This window comes from Arthrobacter sp. SAFR-044 (assembly GCF_059414985.1).
This window is the reverse complement of sequence record NZ_JBPFDN010000008.1, coordinates 192,303-208,550: the sequence shown is the minus strand read 5'-3', so window position 1 is coordinate 208,550 and position 16,248 is coordinate 192,303. Positions and strand designations below refer to the sequence as shown.

The 16,248-nt window shown below is 68.0% G+C and carries 11 protein-coding genes and 1 pseudogene; 9 read left to right on the top strand and 3 right to left on the bottom strand.

Going from position 1 to position 16,248, the window contains the following annotated elements:
- Positions 1-41 precede the first annotated feature (41 nt).
- The gene (locus ACR65J_RS14210; RefSeq protein WP_440170048.1) at positions 42-1,559 is read left to right on the top strand and encodes an amino acid permease; all 1,518 of its coding nucleotides are present in this window, start codon (positions 42-44) and stop codon (positions 1,557-1,559) included.
- Between the two features lie 38 nt (positions 1,560-1,597).
- Positions 1,598-3,314: pseudogene (locus ACR65J_RS14205) on the top strand (thiamine pyrophosphate-dependent enzyme).
- A 101-nt stretch (positions 3,315-3,415) separates the two neighbouring features.
- Here ACR65J_RS14205 and ACR65J_RS14200 read toward each other — a convergent pair.
- On the bottom strand, positions 3,416-4,195 hold the full coding sequence (locus ACR65J_RS14200) for an SDR family NAD(P)-dependent oxidoreductase (RefSeq protein ID WP_440170045.1): 780 nt from the start codon (positions 4,193-4,195) through the stop codon (positions 3,416-3,418).
- An 82-nt stretch (positions 4,196-4,277) separates the two neighbouring features.
- Between ACR65J_RS14200 and ACR65J_RS14195 the strand changes: the two genes are divergently transcribed.
- Positions 4,278-4,901 (top strand): TetR family transcriptional regulator, encoded by a 624-nt coding sequence (locus ACR65J_RS14195; RefSeq protein WP_440170042.1) that lies wholly within the window; start codon positions 4,278-4,280, stop codon positions 4,899-4,901.
- A gap of 121 nt (positions 4,902-5,022) precedes the next feature.
- Here ACR65J_RS14195 and ACR65J_RS14190 read toward each other — a convergent pair whose 3' ends face one another.
- Positions 5,023-5,370 carry a hypothetical protein gene (locus ACR65J_RS14190; RefSeq protein WP_440170040.1) on the bottom strand — a complete coding sequence of 116 codons (348 nt, stop codon included), beginning with the start codon at positions 5,368-5,370 and terminating at the stop codon, positions 5,023-5,025.
- 182 nt (positions 5,371-5,552) lie between these two features.
- Here ACR65J_RS14190 and ACR65J_RS14185 point away from each other — a divergent pair, with 182 nt between their 5' ends.
- From ACR65J_RS14185 to ACR65J_RS14175, 3 genes are all read left to right on the top strand, one after another.
- A complete protein-coding gene (locus tag ACR65J_RS14185; protein ID WP_440170037.1) occupies positions 5,553-6,185 on the top strand; it encodes a hypothetical protein in 633 nt (210 codons plus the stop codon).
- Between the two features lie 79 nt (positions 6,186-6,264).
- The gene (locus ACR65J_RS14180) at positions 6,265-7,026 is read left to right on the top strand and encodes a YcnI family copper-binding membrane protein (RefSeq protein ID WP_440170035.1); all 762 of its coding nucleotides are present in this window, start codon (positions 6,265-6,267) and stop codon (positions 7,024-7,026) included.
- A gap of 102 nt (positions 7,027-7,128) precedes the next feature.
- Positions 7,129-7,785 (top strand): DUF4232 domain-containing protein, encoded by a 657-nt coding sequence (locus ACR65J_RS14175; protein WP_440170032.1) that lies wholly within the window; start codon positions 7,129-7,131, stop codon positions 7,783-7,785.
- Between the two features lie 123 nt (positions 7,786-7,908).
- Here ACR65J_RS14175 and ACR65J_RS14170 read toward each other — a convergent pair whose 3' ends face one another.
- A complete protein-coding gene (locus ACR65J_RS14170; protein ID WP_440170030.1) occupies positions 7,909-8,382 on the bottom strand; it encodes a DUF4383 domain-containing protein in 474 nt (157 codons plus the stop codon).
- A gap of 190 nt (positions 8,383-8,572) precedes the next feature.
- On the opposite strand from ACR65J_RS14170, the gene ACR65J_RS14165 reads away from it, so the two are divergent.
- From ACR65J_RS14165 to ACR65J_RS14155, 3 genes are all read left to right on the top strand, one after another.
- Positions 8,573-10,159 (top strand): FAD-dependent oxidoreductase, encoded by a 1,587-nt coding sequence (locus ACR65J_RS14165; RefSeq protein WP_440170028.1) that lies wholly within the window; start codon positions 8,573-8,575, stop codon positions 10,157-10,159.
- A 125-nt stretch (positions 10,160-10,284) separates the two neighbouring features.
- Complete coding sequence (locus ACR65J_RS14160) at positions 10,285-15,417, top strand: DNA glycosylase AlkZ-like family protein (protein WP_440170025.1); 5,133 nt, start codon at positions 10,285-10,287, stop codon at positions 15,415-15,417.
- A complete protein-coding gene (locus ACR65J_RS14155) occupies positions 15,410-16,240 on the top strand; it encodes an Fpg/Nei family DNA glycosylase (RefSeq protein ID WP_440170022.1) in 831 nt (276 codons plus the stop codon). Before ACR65J_RS14160 ends, ACR65J_RS14155 begins: the two co-directional genes overlap by 8 nt.
- Positions 16,241-16,248 lie beyond the last annotated feature (8 nt).

Sequence of the window (16,248 nt, the reverse complement as noted above, 5' to 3'; positions counted from 1 at the left end):
CCCCTCCAGCAAGATCTTCCCCGGATCGAAAGGAATACCCCATGCCCAACAACCCCAATGAAGAGGTTGAGTTCGACCACGTTATCGATGGTGGTCACGCGCATGCGTCAGAGACCTCCCTGCACGCGGAGGACAAGGGTTACCACAAGAATCTCAAGCCGCGGCAGATCCAGATGATCGCGATCGGCGGTGCGATCGGTACCGGCCTGTTCCTGGGCGCGGGCGGCCGGTTGAACGCCGCGGGCCCGTCCCTGGTCATCGCGTACGCCGTCTGTGGTTTCTTCGCGTTCCTGATCCTCCGCGCCCTGGGTGAACTGGTCCTGCACCGGCCCTCGTCCGGTTCGTTCGTCTCCTACGCCCGCGAATTCTTCGGTGAAAAAGCCGCGTTCGTCTCCGGCTGGTTCTACTGGATCAACTGGGCCACCACCACCATCGTGGACATCACCGCCGCCGCCCTCTACATGCACTTCTTCGGCAACTACGTCCCCTGGATGGCCGACGTCCCGCAGTGGGCCTGGGCACTGACCGCCCTCATCGTGGTCCTGGCCCTGAACCTGGTCTCGGTGAAGGTCTTCGGCGAAATGGAATTCTGGTTCGCCCTCATCAAGGTCGCCGCGCTGGTCGCGTTCCTGATCATCGGCACCTACTTCGTCATCTTCGGCACCCCCGTGGACGGCCAGCAGGTAGGCATCAACCTCCTCTCGGACAACGGCGGGATCTTCCCCAACGGCCTGCTGCCCATGATCATCCTCATGCAGGGCGTCCTGTTCGCCTACGCCTCCATCGAACTGGTGGGCACCGCCGCCGGCGAAACCGAGAACCCCGAAAAGATCATGCCCAAGGCCATCAACTCCGTGGTCTTCCGCATCGCCGTGTTCTACGTCGGCTCGGTGATCCTGCTGGCCCTGCTTCTGCCGTTCACGTCCTACCAGAAGGGCGTCAGCCCCTTCGTGACGTTCTTCGGCTCCATCGGGGTGCAGGGCGTGGACGTCATCATGAACCTCGTGGTCCTCACCGCAGCCCTGTCCTCGCTGAACGCCGGGCTGTACTCCACCGGCCGGATCCTGCGCTCCATGTCCGTCAACGGCTCCGCCCCCAAGTTCGCCTCCCGGATGAACAAAGCAGGTGTCCCCTACGGCGGCATTGCCATCACCGCCGTGGTGTCCCTGCTGGGTGTTCCGCTGAACTACCTGGTTCCGGCCCAGGCGTTCGAGATCGTGTTGAACATCGCCTCCGTGGGCATCATCATGACCTGGGCCACCATCGTGCTGTGCCAGATCCAGCTCAAACGCTGGGCCGACAAAGGCTGGGTGGAGCGCCCCTCCTTCAGGATGTTCGGCGCCCCCTACACCGGCTACCTGTCGCTGGTCTTCCTGGTGGGCGTCCTGGTCATGGTCTTCATCGACTCCCCCCTGACCATGCTCGTCACCGCCATCGCCTCCATCCTCATGGTCGTTGGCTGGTACGCCTGCCGCCACCGCATCCGCGAAATCGCCGAAACCCGCGAAGGCTTCACCGGGACATCGCCCGTGATCGCCAACCGGGCGCCCATCTCCTGACCAGGCCCCTCCGCCACCCTTCGAGCTAAAGAAAGACCATGACACCAGAACCGCAGCCCACCCTGACCGACTCCCTTCCCCTGCCCGCCGCCGTCGTCGATCATCAGGAACCCGTGGTGCCGGCCCTTAAATCCGCCGGGCACGTCATTGTCGATTCGCTGGTGGCCCACGGCGTGGAACGCACCTACGTGGTTCCCGGCGAGAGCTTCCTCGACGTGCTGGACGGCCTGCACCAGTCCAGCATCGAAACCATCGTCTGCCGGCATGAGGGCGGGGCCGCGTACATGGCGGAGGCGGACGGCAAGATGCAGCAGCGTCCCGGCGTCGCGATGGTCACCCGGGGACCGGGGGCCGCGAATGCGCATGTGGGCCTGCACACCGCCTGGCAGGACTCCACCCCCATGCTGCTGTTCGTGGGCCTGATCCCGTTTGCCCACCGGGACCGGGAGGCGTTCCAGGAATTCGACATCAAGTCCTGGTTCGATACCGGCGCCAAGCGCGTCATGGTCCTGGACCATCCGGAACGCGCCTCCGAAATCGTGGCCGAAGCCATGTTCGCCGCGATGAGCGGACGGCCCGGGCCCGTGGTTGTCGGCCTGCCCGAGGACGTCATCCGCCAGCAGATAAGTCCCGCACTGCACCCCGCCATACCCGTAGCCGCGGGGGGGCCTGAGCGGCACGGACTCCGCAGCGCTCAAGGCTGCCCTGGCGGTGTCCAGCAAGCCACTCTTCGTCACCGGCGGCAACGACTGGACGCAGGAGGCGGCCGATCGCTTCACCGCCTGGCTGGAGCGGCACCACATCCCGGCCGCCGCCGAATGGCGGACGCAGGGGACGGTGTCCTTCGATTCGCCGTCCTACGTGGGGCCCATCGGATACGGCCGGCCGCGGCCCACGTATGACCTCCTGGAGGAGACCGACCTCCTGGTGTTCGTGGGCACGGTGCCGGGAGATGTGATCACTGACGGATTCGTGTGCCGGCAGGACTGGAGCAAGAAGAACTTCCTGGTGACGGCGGACCCGTCGCTACGGGGGCGGTCAGGGCCCGTGTCGCGGCAGATCCTGGCCAAACCGGACGCCTTCGTCCGCGACCTGGAGGAGATCGACCTGCCGGTCAAGGAGGAGTGGAAGGCCTGGACGGCACGGATGCGGGCCGAGCAGGAAGCCTTCGCTGCGCTTCCTCCGGCCGCTCCGGCTCCCGGCCAGGCGAGGATGGACACCCTGATGGCCAACCTCGTGCCGCGTCTTCCCCGGGATGCGATGGTGACGTTCGGGGCCGGCGAACACACCAACTGGGCCCACCGGTATTTCCCCACCCGTCGCTACGCCTCCATGATCAGCGCCCGCAACGGCTCCATGGGGTACTCGGTGCCGTCCGCGATCGCCGCATCACTGGCCGGGCCCGGACGGCGCGTGGTGACCATCGCCGGAGACGGCGAATTCCTCATGAACGGGCAGGAGCTCGCCACTGCGGCCCAGTACGGCGCCACGCCCCTGGTGGTGGTCATGGACAACCAGGAGTACGGCACCATCCGGACGCACCAGGAACGGCATTACCCGCAACGCGTGTCCGGAACGCAGTTGAAGAACCCGGATTTTGCCCTGATGGCCAGGGCTTTCGGCGGCTTCGGCATCACCGTTACCGAAGACCGGTACGTGCCGGCCGCCCTGGATGCGGCGCTGGCGGCCATCGACAGGGATGGCGTGTTTGCGCTGATCCATCTCGTGGTGGAGCAGCGGGTTAAGGCGTACTAATCGCAGCAGGCCCGAGCGGCCCCACAGGGACGCGGACGACGGCGGGACCTCCCGCCGTCGCCCGCTTGCTTTTAACTGCCGCCGGGCAGCGCCGGCGCCGCCTACAGTGCCGACCAGCCGCCGTCGGACGCGAGGACGGCGCCGTTGACGTTGGTGCCGTCGTCGCTGAGGAGGAACGTGATCGACGCAGCGAGCTGGGCGGCGGTGGCGGGCGCCGGGATGTTGGCCTGCATCAGCGGGCCCAGCCGTTCGGCCGCCATCTGCGATCCCCAGTCGGCCACGATGTTCGTGAGGGTGGCGCCCGGGGCCACGGCATTGAAGCGCAGGCCCTTGGGTCCGTACATGACAGCCGAATTCTTCGTGAGGCCAACCACGGCATGCTTGGACGCGGTGTAGGCTGCGCCGGCGGCGGAACCCCGCAGCCCGGCTTCCGAGGAGATATTGACCACCGAGCCAGCGCCTGCTTCCAGCATCAGCGGCAGCACGGCCCGAGTGAGCCGCATCAGGGCAGTGACGTTGATGCGGAAGACGCGCTCCCAGGTTTCGTCATCGACGTCATGGATCGGGGCGAACTTGTCCATGATGCCGGCAACGTTCGCCAATGCGTCCACGCGTCCGCCGGCAGCCGCCACCACGGCGGCCACTGTTTCTTCCGTCGAGGTGTCCCCCGCCACCGGAACCAGGTCAAGCCCCGGGTTTTGCTCCACCAGTTCGTCCAGGCGCTCCTTGCTGACATCGGCAGCGATCACCCGGCCGCCTTCCTTCGCAACCCGCAGCGCGGTTGCCTTCCCGATGCCGGAGCCTGCACCCGTGACAATAACGGTCTTGCCGGCGAAACGGCCCTGTGTAACCACTTCCTGCCATGATGCGTCGTTGCCCATGATGTCCTTCCAGAGTGGGAGCGTAATGGCCACACTTTATGACACGCAGTGTCATTATGGAAGGGCGGCAATGGTACGCGATATGGATGGAGGCACAGCAGTGGACGGGGAAACCACGCGCGCGGCGGGCAGGCCGGCGACGATCGATGCCGACTCAGTGGCACGCATGGCCATGGACCTGTTTGCCCGCAATGGATACGGCAACACCTCCATGGCGGACATCGCCCAGGCAGCGGGAATCGGGAGGAAGAGCCTCTACCGCTACTTCGCTACCAAGGCGGACCTGGTGTGGGGCGGCATGGAACCGGCCCTCCAGGCATCTTTGCGCGCCCTGGACACCGGCACGGGGGACACCGGCGCCGGCAGTCCAGCCCGGCCCCGCCCGCCTATCAGCGGCCTCGCCGATGCGGTGGCTGCCGGGGCGGCCGCTCTGCCTGATCCAGGGCTGGCGCGGGCGCGCCTCCGGCTCATTGCAGAGCTCCCGGAACTGCTCAGCCACAGCCATGAGGCGCTGGGGGCGCAGCGCCGGGAGGCCCTGGCCTACCTCTCGGCAGCCGGTGTGCCGCAAAGAACAGCGGGGTACGTGTGCGCCGCCTTCATCGCCGCCACCTTCCAGGCGTGGCTGGAATGGGCTGCCGGAACCGACGCCGACCCCGCGCCTTACCTGCGGGCGGCGGCAGAAGTCCTCCGGATCCCGGCCGCCTGACATTGGCGTGCATGGCCGGGAATGGAACCGCCCCTGCACGCAGCAGATTCACCGAGACCAGCTCATGAAAGGGAAGGCCGGCACAAATGTGCCGGCCTTCCCTTTCACACTCTTCATCAGGCTACAGCCGGTCCGTCCGGTCCTCGCCGCCCTTGTGGCCGCCACCGCGGAGGTTCTCCTGGACCTTCCCGAACAGGTCCTTGATGGTGGACTCCGCGTTGGAAATGACGTCCACCGGCACGTAGACATCATGGGTCACGGGCAAATCGTATTCATCCTTCAGGTGGGTGCCGTTTCCCACTCCCGTCAGCGACAGGTAGACCATGGCTTCCGTCCGTGCAATCCCTGCGAGCTTCCCGAAGACGACGGTGAACTCGTTCGGCTGGAAGCTGATTGTCTGCCCGATGTGGCTGCGGCCCAGTTCACCGGCGTGAATGACCTTCTCCGACTGGCTTCCGGTGTAGTCCATGAACTTCTCCTTCGATCGCCAACACGTACGCTGGCAGTCTAACGCCGCCCCTCAACGCCGTCACAGGCCCCGGCCCCCTTGCTTATGCCGGTAGAATCTGGAAGGCCGGAGCTTTTGTTCCGGACCAGCAAGGGGATCCGGCCTGCAATGTGCAGTGCCGGCTGACAGCAGGAGGAGCAGCCGTGCATGGTTCCCTTCCGCGGACGCCCTTCCACCTCCTCCGCGCGTCTGCCCTGGCGGCAGGCACCCTGGCCCTGGCCGCCGGCGCCCACGTAGCCGGTGGAGGCCAACTGCCGGCCCCCGTCATCCTCCTTGCCGTACTGGCACTGACCGCGCTTGTCAGCACCGTCGCCACCCGGCTCCGGCTCTCCTTCCCCGCCATCGCCGCGCTCCTGGGCGGCGGACAGCTGGCCCTGCACGAGCTCCTCACTGCCTTCTCCACCCCCTTTCCAGGGGTGGCAGCCAGGGCAGCGCCGGCCCACCTGCACAGCGACAGCCTGCTTGCGCTGCACGGTTTTGCTCCTTTGACCGAACACCTGAGCCCGGCCGACCCCGGCCTGGCGCCCCTGATGCTCGGGGCGCATGCGGCAGCGACGATGGGCTGCGCACTGCTGCTCGCCAAAGGCGAAACCGCCCTGTGGGCACTGGCCGGCTGGCTGCGGCCCTTCGCCGGCCTTCCCCGCCCCGTCGCACCGCTGCCTGCCGTCCGCCTGGACGGACTGTTCAAACACGCCCCCTTGCGGCGCGCCCCCTGGCGCAACCTCCGCCAAGACAGCCGGCGCGGCCCGCCTTCCGCCGTCGTGCTCCCCCTTTAAAGCCCGGCACCGGCTTTCCCGGCGCCGGGGACCAGACTTTTGCGCGCCTCGACAGGGGCGTGCGCCCGAAAGGCAACCCATGACAACCCCATTGCTTCGCCGTACCCTGACCGCCTCCGCAGCCGCCGCCGGCTCAGCCGTCCTGCTTCTCGCCGCAGCGGCCGGCGCTTCAGCCCACGTCGGGGTGACGCCGGACAAGACCGACGCCGGCTCCTACGCGCTGCTAACGTTCGGAATCCCCCACGGCTGCGATACGTCCCCCACCACCAAAGTGGCCATCACGCTGCCGCAGGAGCTGAACGATGCCCAGCCCACGGTCAATCCCAACTGGACCGCGGAGAAGGTAACCGAACAGTTCGCCGAGCCCCGCAAGCTCCCGGACGGTACGTCGATCACAAAGCGGACCAGCCAGATTGTCTATACAGCCAAGACGCCGCTGAGCCCCGAACTCCGCGACGCCCTGGTCCTGTCCGTCCATCTGCCGGACAGTGCGGGCGCAACCCTGCACTTCCCCACGCTGCAGACCTGCGAAAGCGGCCAGACGGACTGGTCACAGATCACCGCCGACGGCCAGGACCCGCACGACCTGAAGGCGCCCGCGCCCTCGATCACCCTCACCGCAGCGGCCGGCGGAGACGCCCACGGGGCAGCTGGCGCAGCCCACGGGACCAGCCAGGCCGCGGCTGTGACCGACAGCGGTGCCGAGGCCCGGAGCTGGACCGGACTCGCCGCCGGCGTGGGCGGGCTGGTCCTGGGCGGCGCCGCCCTGCTCCGAAGCAAGAGCGCACGCCGCGCAGAGGCCGGTGACGTGGCCGGCCCCGGGCCGGCCGGCAACGAGTAAGGACGCAATTTGATGCCCGGATCATCACGATCCGGGCATCAAATTGTGCCTACTGCATGTGGCATCGTTGACGCGGGCAACGGCTACCGCGAAGGTGGTGCCATGAGGTCTCAGAAAATTTCCCAGGGGTTTGCCATGACGACGGCGGCCGCAGCGGCAGCGCTGCTGCTCACCGCGTGTGGTCCAAGCCAGCCGCAGTCCCAGACGACGACGTCGCCCGCCACCGGGCAGGCCAGCCAGTCCCCCACGGCATCGGCGTCCACGCCGCCTCCGGCGTCTTCGTCGCCCGCCACCGCCACACCGGCCTCACCCGCCCCCGGCACTACTCCGGCAGGCGAACCCGGCCTATGCAAGGCCGCGGGGCTCACCGCCGCCACCGATGCCTCCGGTGGCGGCGCGGCAGGCAGTGTCTACATGAAGCTCAACCTCACCAACAAGGGCTCCGACCCCTGCATCCTCCGCGGCTATCCCGGTGTCTCCCTGGTGGCAGACGCCACCGGCGCCCCAATCGGCGCCCCGGCAACACGGGATGATTCGGCCGGCGTCGTGGACGTCCTCCTTGCCCCCGGCCAGACCGGCACCGCCGTCCTCCGCTACACGCAGGCCCGCAACTACCAGGACTGCGCGGCCGTGGACGCCGCGGGTTACCGGATCTACCCGCCGGAGGACACAGACTCACTGTTCATCCCGCAGCCCACCACAGCCTGCAGCAACCCGGAAATCACACTGCTCAGCATCGGAGCATTCCAGCCCGCCTGACCGCCAGGCCACTTATGAATGCCCCTGGAATGACAGAAAGGCGGCCCGGCTGATAGGCCGGGCCGCCTTTCTGCTGTTGGGCCGGCGTCGGACGCTTCCGCTCCGACGCGGCCCTTTCAGTGCCTACCGCGTTGCTGTGGTGGTGCGGCCGGCACGGGCGGTGCCGCGGGAAAGAGCCACGCCCAGCCCGATCATGGCCACGCCCAGGATGAAGTGCAGCCAGTTGTCCGCAGTGTTGACCGGGACAAAGTTGGCGGCGCTGTCCTGGCCGATGAGCAGGCCGTAGAGCCAGAGCACCAGGTAGATGGCTCCGCCCACCACCAGATAGTTCCGCGAGGCAGCGGCGGTGCGCGCCATGGCGATGCCCGCGATGCCGAACAGCAGGTGGACGATGTTGTGGAGGATCGAAACCTGGAAGATACCCAGGAGAAGGGCTCCGGATCCGTGTCCGGCGAACCCCAAGGATTCATAGTTGGAGGTGATGCCCGGGATGAACCCCAGGACCCCCACCAGGAGGAATACCACGCCCATGGCAAGGGTGGCTTTTTGGATATTGGTCCGGCCCACGGTGCGACCGCCGGAATTCATGGTTGTCATGACATCTCCTGCTTGTGTCGTTGTGCGTTCTGGCTGCCGGGCGATGCGTGACCAATACTGCCGACCATAGACTTAAACCCCGACATCGTAAGTATACTTAGCAAATACGCCGCGGGTAGCAGGAGCGCATAACGGACCCATCACAAAAACGGCTTGTGAGGGCATTGGACCGAAGGCAGGTTGGACTGGCATGACGTCGATTTGGCTGGACCGCAGGGATCCTTTTGTCTCTGATCCGTTCGAGCCGGACTCCAAATACGACACCGTGGTGGCGGGTGCGGGGCTTACCGGACTGGTCACCGCCCTGCTGCTGGCAAGGTCAGGGCAAAGCGTGCTGGTGCTGGAGGCCCGTTACCCGGGGGCCGTCACCACGGGCAACACCACCGCCAAGGTCAGCCTGCTGCAGGGAACGTTCCTGTCCCAGCTCGCCCGCCAGTATTCGCAGAAACAGGTGCAGGCCTACGTGGACGGTAACCGGGAGGGACAGGCCTGGCTGCTGCGCTACCTGGAGGAACAAAAAGTGCCCTTCCAGCGCCGCACCGCCTACACGTACGCTGCGTCCGCCCAAGGAACCGAGAAGCTGCGGGAAGAGATCAGCGCCGCGGGAACTGCAGGGCTGGACGTGGACTACGTGCGCGACGCCGGCTTGCCGTTTCCTGTCCACGGCGCGGTCCGGTTGCGAGACCAGGCCCAGATCAACCCGATGGACGTCCTTGATGCGCTGATGGCGGACATCCGCAGCCGGGGCGGACACGTCGTCAGCGGTGTGCGGCTCCGGGACGTGACCGGCGACACACCCTCTGCTGTCCGGACCGACCGGGGCAGCGTCCGGGCGGACAGGGTAGTGCTGGCCACCGGCATCCCGGTCCTGGACCGCGGCCTGTATTTCGCCAAGCTGAAGCCGAGCCGTTCCTACGCAGCAGCACTGGAACTGCAGGAGGACCAGGCGCCGCCGCCGGGCATGTACATTTCCGTCGAACAGCCCACCCATTCCCTGCGCGACTACGAAGTGGACGGGAAGAACCTGCTGCTCGTGGGCGGGCACGGCCACCAGGTGGGCAGGACGGACTCTGAGAAGGCCCACCTCACCGGCCTGCTGGACTGGGCAGGAAAGCATTACCCCGGCGCCGCCACCACCCACACATGGTCCGCGCAGGACTACATGCCCACCAACCTCATGCCGTTCTTCGGCAAGCTCCCCCGGGGCAAGGGCCAGATCTACTTCGGCACCGGCTACAACAAATGGGGCATGACCAACGCCGTCGCCGCTGCACTGGGCATATCGGCGGACATCCTCGGCGGGCAGGTGCCCTGGGCAGACACCATCCACCACCGCGTCACGTCACCGGCCGGGGCGTTCTCCGCCGTCGCCCTGAACGCCGGGGTGGCAGCCAGGCTGGCCTCGGACTGGGGGAAGGTGACTGCCGAGGGACGCAGGTTCGACGGCCTGAAGCGGGGCAAGGACCGGCCTGCCATGCCCGCTTCCGAGGAGACTGCCACCACAGCACCTGTCCCCGCGGGTGCTGCATCCGCCGCCGCCCCCGCTGAAGGCCAGGGCAAGGTCTACCGCCATGGCAACCGGCCCGTGGCCGTGTCCACTGTTGGCGGAAACACGTGCAGGCTGTCGGCGGTCTGCACCCATTTGGGCGGCATCCTGCACTGGAACGACAACGAACAGACGTGGGACTGTCCCCTGCACGGCTCGCGCTTCACGAACGAGGGCAAGCTGCTTGAGGGCCCTGCCACCACGGACCTGCCGGAGGCCCGGACTGTGTAAGCGGCACCGCATCATGTGTGGCATACCAATAAGCGGTGTGGGCTGGAGGCGGCGGGGTTCTGCTGGGGGCGGAGCCTGTAGCCGTCACGGAGTTGGGTGTCGGTGCCTTGGGGCATGATGGAGGCATGAACCAGGAACAGCGTCCTGCCGGCGGTGGCGCCTCTGTTACGGCTGCGCCGATGGGCCAGTTCAGCCGGCCTACCCGGGACTGGTTCCTGGGCGCGTTCTTGGAACCGACACCTGCACAGGCCGGGGCCTGGAACGCCATCTCCTCCGGCTCACATGCGCTGGTGGTGGCCCCCACCGGTTCGGGAAAGACCCTCGCGGCCTTCCTCTGGGCGCTGGACCGGCTCCTGGTCTCGGCGTCCCACACCCCTGAGCCTGCCGCTGCAGAGGCGCCGGCCAAGGGCAAACGCCAACGGGCACCCAAGCGCAAGACCCGCGTCCTCTACATTTCGCCCCTGAAGGCCTTGGGCGTGGACGTGGAACGGAACCTGCGCTCCCCGCTGATCGGCATCACCCAGACCGCCAAGCGGCTTGGACTTCCCGCGCCGCTGATCACGGTGGGAGTCCGGTCCGGGGATACTCCCGCAGCCGAGCGCCGCGGGCTGCTGAGCAACCCGCCGGATATCCTCATCACCACACCCGAGTCGCTGTTCCTCATGCTCACCTCCAAGGCCAGGGAGACCCTGGCCGAGGTGGACACCATCATCATCGATGAGGTCCACGCCGTGGCCGGCACCAAGCGCGGTGCACACCTTGCCGTATCCCTGGAGCGGCTGGACGCCCTGCTGCCCAAACCCGCACAGCGCATCGGGCTTTCCGCCACCGTGGAGCCCAAGGAACTCGTGGCCCAGTTCCTTGCGGGCTCGGCGACCGTGGAGATCGTCGCGCCGCCGGCCAGGAAGAACTGGGACCTGACGGTATCCGTGCCGGTGGAGGACATGTCGGACCTGCAGGGCGCAGCCGGGGCGTTCGACTCCGGCCCGGCATCCGGGCTGCAGCCGCAGGCGTCCATCTGGCCGCATGTGGAGGAAAAGATCGTTGACCTGGTGCTGGCCAACCAGTCCACCATCGTCTTCGCCAACTCCCGGCGCCTCGCCGAGCGCCTTACGGCCCGGCTCAACGAGATCTACGCCGAGCGCCAGCTGATGGCGGTGGGTGGCGGCTGGGACGATCCTGGTCTGGAAGGGCAGGCGGCCGGGCCGGGCACTGTGGGGGGACCGGCGTCGGGCGTTCCAGCGTCAACCGCCACGCCCGCACACATGATGGCCCAGGCCGGCAGCTCTGCCGGGGCGGACCCGGTGCTGGCCCGCGCCCACCACGGTTCCGTATCAAAGGACCAGCGCGCGTTGATCGAAGACGACCTCAAGTCCGGGCGGCTGCGGTGCGTGGTGGCCACGTCATCGCTGGAGCTCGGCATTGACATGGGTGCCGTGGACCTGGTGGTGCAGGTGGAGTCGCCGCCGTCGGTGGCCAGCGGCCTGCAGCGGGTGGGCCGCGCAGGGCACCAGGTGGGCGAAATTTCCCAGGGCGTCCTCTTCCCCAAGCACCGGGCTGACCTGGTCCACACCGCCATCACGGTCGAGCGAATGCTGGACGGCAAGATCGAGCGGCTCAGCATCCCTGCCAACCCGTTGGACATCCTGGCCCAGCAGACCGTGGCTGCCACGGCCCTGGGCAGCATCGACGTCGAGGAATGGTTCAGCACCGTCCGGCGCTCGGCACCTTTCGCTTCCCTGCCCCGGTCGGCGTTCGAGGCCACCCTGGACCTGCTGGCGGGGCGGTATCCGTCCGACGAATTCGCCGAGCTCCGGCCAAGGATCATCTGGGACCGAAATGCCGGCACCATTGAGGGCCGTCCGGGAGCACAGCGCCTGGCCGTCACGTCCGGCGGCACCATTCCTGACCGTGGCCTGTTCGGTGTCTACATCATCGGCACTGAACAGGAGGGGTCCGCTTCCCCCTCCGAGGACGGCAAACCGGCGCGGGCTCCCAAGGGCGGCCGCCGCGTGGGCGAGCTGGACGAGGAAATGGTCTACGAGTCCCGGGTGGGCGACGTCTTTGCCCTGGGCGCCACCAGCTGGAAAATCGAGGACATCACGCACGACCGGGTCCTGGTCTCCCCCGCGTTCGGGCAGCCCGGCAAGCTGCCGTTCTGGAAGGGCGATTCCCTGGGCCGGCCGGTGGACCTGGGCCGCGCGCTGGGCGCGTTTGTCCGCGAACTGTCCGCGTCCGATGCCGGCCCTGCCACCGAACGCTGCAAGGCCAGCGGCCTGGACGACTTCGCCGCGAACAACCTCATCCAGTACCTCACCGAACAAAAGCAGGCCACCGAAGTGGTCCCCAGCGACACCACGCTGGTGGTGGAGCGGTTCCACGACGAACTGGGCGACTGGCGTGTCATCCTGCACAGCCCGTTCGGCATGCCGGTACACGCGCCGTGGGCCCTGGCCGTGGGGCAGCGGCTCCACCAACGCTATGGCCTGGACGGCTCGGCCATGGCGGCCGACGACGGCATTGTGCTGCGGGTGCCCATGATGGAGGACGAGCCGCCGGGCGCCGAGCTGTTCCTCTTCGATCCCGAGGAACTGGAGCAGATCGTCACCGCCGAGGTGGGTGGCAGCGCCCTGTTCGCCTCGCGGTTCCGGGAATGCGCGGCCCGTGCGCTCCTGCTGCCGCGGCAGACCCCCGGGAAACGCCAGCCATTGTGGCAACAGCGCCAGCGGTCCGCCCAGCTGCTCGATGTGGCCCGGAAATACCCCACCTTTCCCATCGTGCTGGAGACTGTGCGCGAGTGCTTGCAGGATGTCTACGACCTGCCGGCGTTGAAGGACATCGCCGCGTCGGTGGAGCGGCGGGAACTGCGGATCGTGCAGACCACCACGCAACAGCCCTCACCCTTCGCCAAGTCCCTTCTCTTTGGCTATGTGGCCCAGTTCCTCTACGAGGGCGATTCCCCTCTCGCGGAACGGCGCGCCGCCGCCCTGGCCTTGGACTCCACGCTCCTCAATGAGCTGCTGGGCCGGGTGGAGCTGCGCGAACTCCTGGACGCCAAGGTCATCGACGCCACCGAGCGCGAGCTCCAGCGCCTGGCCCCGGACCGCCGTGCACGCGGAATGGAAGGCATGGCGGACCTGCTGCGGCTGTTGGGGCCCCTGGATCCGGAAGAGGCCGCTTGGCGGCTGGAACCTGCCGAAACCCCGGTGGATGAGCCCGGCGAAACCGCGGTCAATGAGTCCGGCGAACCGGTGGTTGAGCCCGTGGACACTGCACGCGCCGAAACCCCCTCCGCCACTGCGGCGGAAGCCGCCGCCCACCTCCTGGCGCTGCAGCGGGCCAACCGTGCCATCAAGGTCAACATCGGCGGCGTGGAACGCTACGCTGCGGTGGAGGACGCAGCCCGCCTCCGCGATGCCATCGGCGTGCCACTGCCGATGGGTGTTCCGCTGGCCTTCATTGAGCCGGTTGCCGATCCCCTGGGCGACCTCGTCTCCCGGTACGCCCGCACCCATGGCCCCTTCACCGCCGCGGAGGCCGCGGCCCGGCTGGGCCTGGGCGCGGCCGTGGTGGGCACCGCGCTGAAACGCCTGGCGGCGGACGGCCGCGTGGTGGAAGGCGAATTCAGGCCGCACGCGACCCCGCCCGGGGCCGCACAGCCCGAGCCCGCCCCAATGCACGACGGCACAGCCCTGAAATCCACGCAGGAATCCGCCCAGGAATCCGCCCAGGAGTCCGGCCTCGCGGCCGGAACACAGCCAACGGACGAACTGCCGGCCCCTGCTGCCGGTTCCCCCGCCGGCACCACGCACACCATCGCCAGCGAATGGTGCGATGCCGAAGTCCTGCGCAAGCTCCGCCGTCGTTCGCTGGCCGCCCTGCGCGCGGAAGTGGAGCCGGTGGACGCTGCCGCCTACGGACGCTTCCTGCCCGCATGGCAGCATGTCAGGACCCCGGGCGGCGGCCGCGGCCAGCCCTCGCTGCGGGGACTGGACGGCATCATTACCGCGATTGACCAGCTCTCCGGGGTTCCCGTTCCCGCCTCGGCATGGGAACCCCTGGTGCTGGCTACGCGGGTGTCCAACTATCAGCCCGCGATGCTGGATGAACTGATGGCGGCCGGTGAAGTGCTTTGGTCCGGGGCCGGGGCGCTGCCGGGGAATGACGGCTGGATCAGCCTTCATCTGGCGGACTCGGTGGAACTGACGCTCAACCCATCAGCCGAGTTTGAGCCGGGGGACGCCGGCCACCGGCTCCTGGACCACCTGCGGAACAACGGCGGCGGGTATTTCTTCCGCCAGCTGACCGAGGTGGCCGGGGGCATGGATGCCGTCCTCAGTGACCAGGAGGTGGTGGGTGCACTCTGGGACCTCGCCTGGGCCGGCAGGATCACCGGGGACACGTTCGCCCCTGTCCGGGCCCTGATTGCCGGTGGCCACACAGCCCACCGCCAAGTGGCCCGCGCCCCCCGTTCCAGGGCACCGCGGCTCAGCCGCCTGGGCCGTTCCCATGGCACTGGCCTCATGGGATCCCCCGGACTGTCGGGTGGCAGATACGGGTCGCAGGGGGCTTCCACCCCGCCCACTGCCGCGGGCCGCTGGTCTGCCCTGCCCGAGCCTGAACTCGATGCCACCATCCATGCCCGCGCCACCGCGGAACTGCTGCTGGACCGCTACGGCGTGGTCACCAGGGGCTCTGTAATGGCTGAGCAGATCCTGGGCGGTTTCGGGCTCATGTACAAGGTGCTGGCCCGGCTGGAGGAAGCCGGCCGCTGCCGCCGCGGCTACTTTATCGAGCACCTTGGTGCCGCCCAGTTCGCCGTGCCGGCTACGGTGGACCGGCTCCGCTCCTACTCGGAGGACACCCAGCTGGCCAAGGCCGAACCAGTAGCCCTGGCCCTCGCCGCCACCGATCCCGCCAACCCCTACGGCGCGGCCCTCCCTTGGCCGGCATTGCAGGATGACGCCGGTACCGGCCACCGGCCGGGCCGGAAAGCCGGAGCCCTGGTTGTGCTGGTGGACGGTGCACTCGTTCTCTACGTGGAGCGCGGCGGCAAGACCCTGCTGGCCTTCAGCGAAGACGACGCCGTCCTGGCGGCGGCAGGTGCGGCGCTGGTGGGTGTGGTGACCCGGGGAGCAGTGGACAAGCTGATCATGGAGAAGGTGAACGGCCAGGGCATCCTGGATACCCCGGTCGCCGTCGCCCTTAGCGCCGCCGGCGCCTACTCCACACCGAAGGGATTGAGGATCCGTGCCTGAGGGCGATTCCGTCTGGCGGGCCGCCCGCCAACTGCATGAAGCCCTGGCGGGACAGACACTGATTGCCTCGGATTTCCGCGTGCCCCGGTTCGCCACGCTGAACCTGTCCGGCTGGACCGTCGACGAGGTGATCCCCAGGGGCAAGCACCTGCTGATGCGGGTGGTCAGCCCGGACGCCAAAAGGCTGACCATCCACTCGCACCTGAAGATGGAAGGAGCCTGGCAGGTCTATCCGCCCGGCGGGAGGTGGCGCAAGCCGGGTTTCACCGCCCGGTGCGTTTTGCGCACGGCCGTGGCTGACGCCGTCGGCTTCTCCCTTGGAATCGTTGAGGTGGTGGCCACCGCCGACGAGGACTCCCTCGTTGGGTTCCTCGGCCCGGACCTGCTGGGCCCCGACTGGGACCTGGACGAGGCTGAACGCCGCGTCCGGTCACGCCCTGAGGTTCCCATCGGTGTGGCGCTCCTGGACCAGCGGAATCTCGCGGGGATCGGAAACATCTACCGCTGCGAAGCCTGCTTCCTGTCGGGAGTCCACCCCGCCACTCCGGTCTCAGACGTCGAGGACGTGCGGACCATGATCACCGACGCCAAGCAGCTCCTGGAGGTCAACCTGGGCCCGGGGCGCCGCGTCACCATCCTCAACCCCCGGGGCCTGCCTGTGGGCAGGATGGCCGGCAGGCCCGGCTACTGGGTGTACGGGGGCGAACGGCGGCCCTGCCTGAAATGCGGTACACCCATCCAGCGTGGCCTCCTGGGCAAGCCGAACGGCGAAGAGGAGCGGGACATCTACTTCTGCCCGAAATGCCAGCCCCCTCCCGCCTGACCTGCTGC

Coding starts and splice junctions, on each gene's coding strand:
- ACR65J_RS14210 (WP_440170048.1), top strand. CDS start 42: ATGCCCAACAACCCCAATGAAGAGGTTGAGTTCGACCACGTTATCGAT.
- ACR65J_RS14200 (WP_440170045.1), bottom strand. CDS start 4,195: ATGGGCAACGACGCATCATGGCAGGAAGTGGTTACACAGGGCCGTTTC.
- ACR65J_RS14195 (WP_440170042.1), top strand. CDS start 4,278: ATGGATGGAGGCACAGCAGTGGACGGGGAAACCACGCGCGCGGCGGGC.
- ACR65J_RS14190 (WP_440170040.1), bottom strand. CDS start 5,370: ATGGACTACACCGGAAGCCAGTCGGAGAAGGTCATTCACGCCGGTGAA.
- ACR65J_RS14180 (WP_440170035.1), top strand. CDS start 6,265: ATGACAACCCCATTGCTTCGCCGTACCCTGACCGCCTCCGCAGCCGCC.
- ACR65J_RS14175 (WP_440170032.1), top strand. CDS start 7,129: ATGAGGTCTCAGAAAATTTCCCAGGGGTTTGCCATGACGACGGCGGCC.
- ACR65J_RS14170 (WP_440170030.1), bottom strand. CDS start 8,382: ATGACAACCATGAATTCCGGCGGTCGCACCGTGGGCCGGACCAATATC.
- ACR65J_RS14165 (WP_440170028.1), top strand. CDS start 8,573: ATGACGTCGATTTGGCTGGACCGCAGGGATCCTTTTGTCTCTGATCCG.
- ACR65J_RS14160 (WP_440170025.1), top strand. CDS start 10,285: ATGAACCAGGAACAGCGTCCTGCCGGCGGTGGCGCCTCTGTTACGGCT.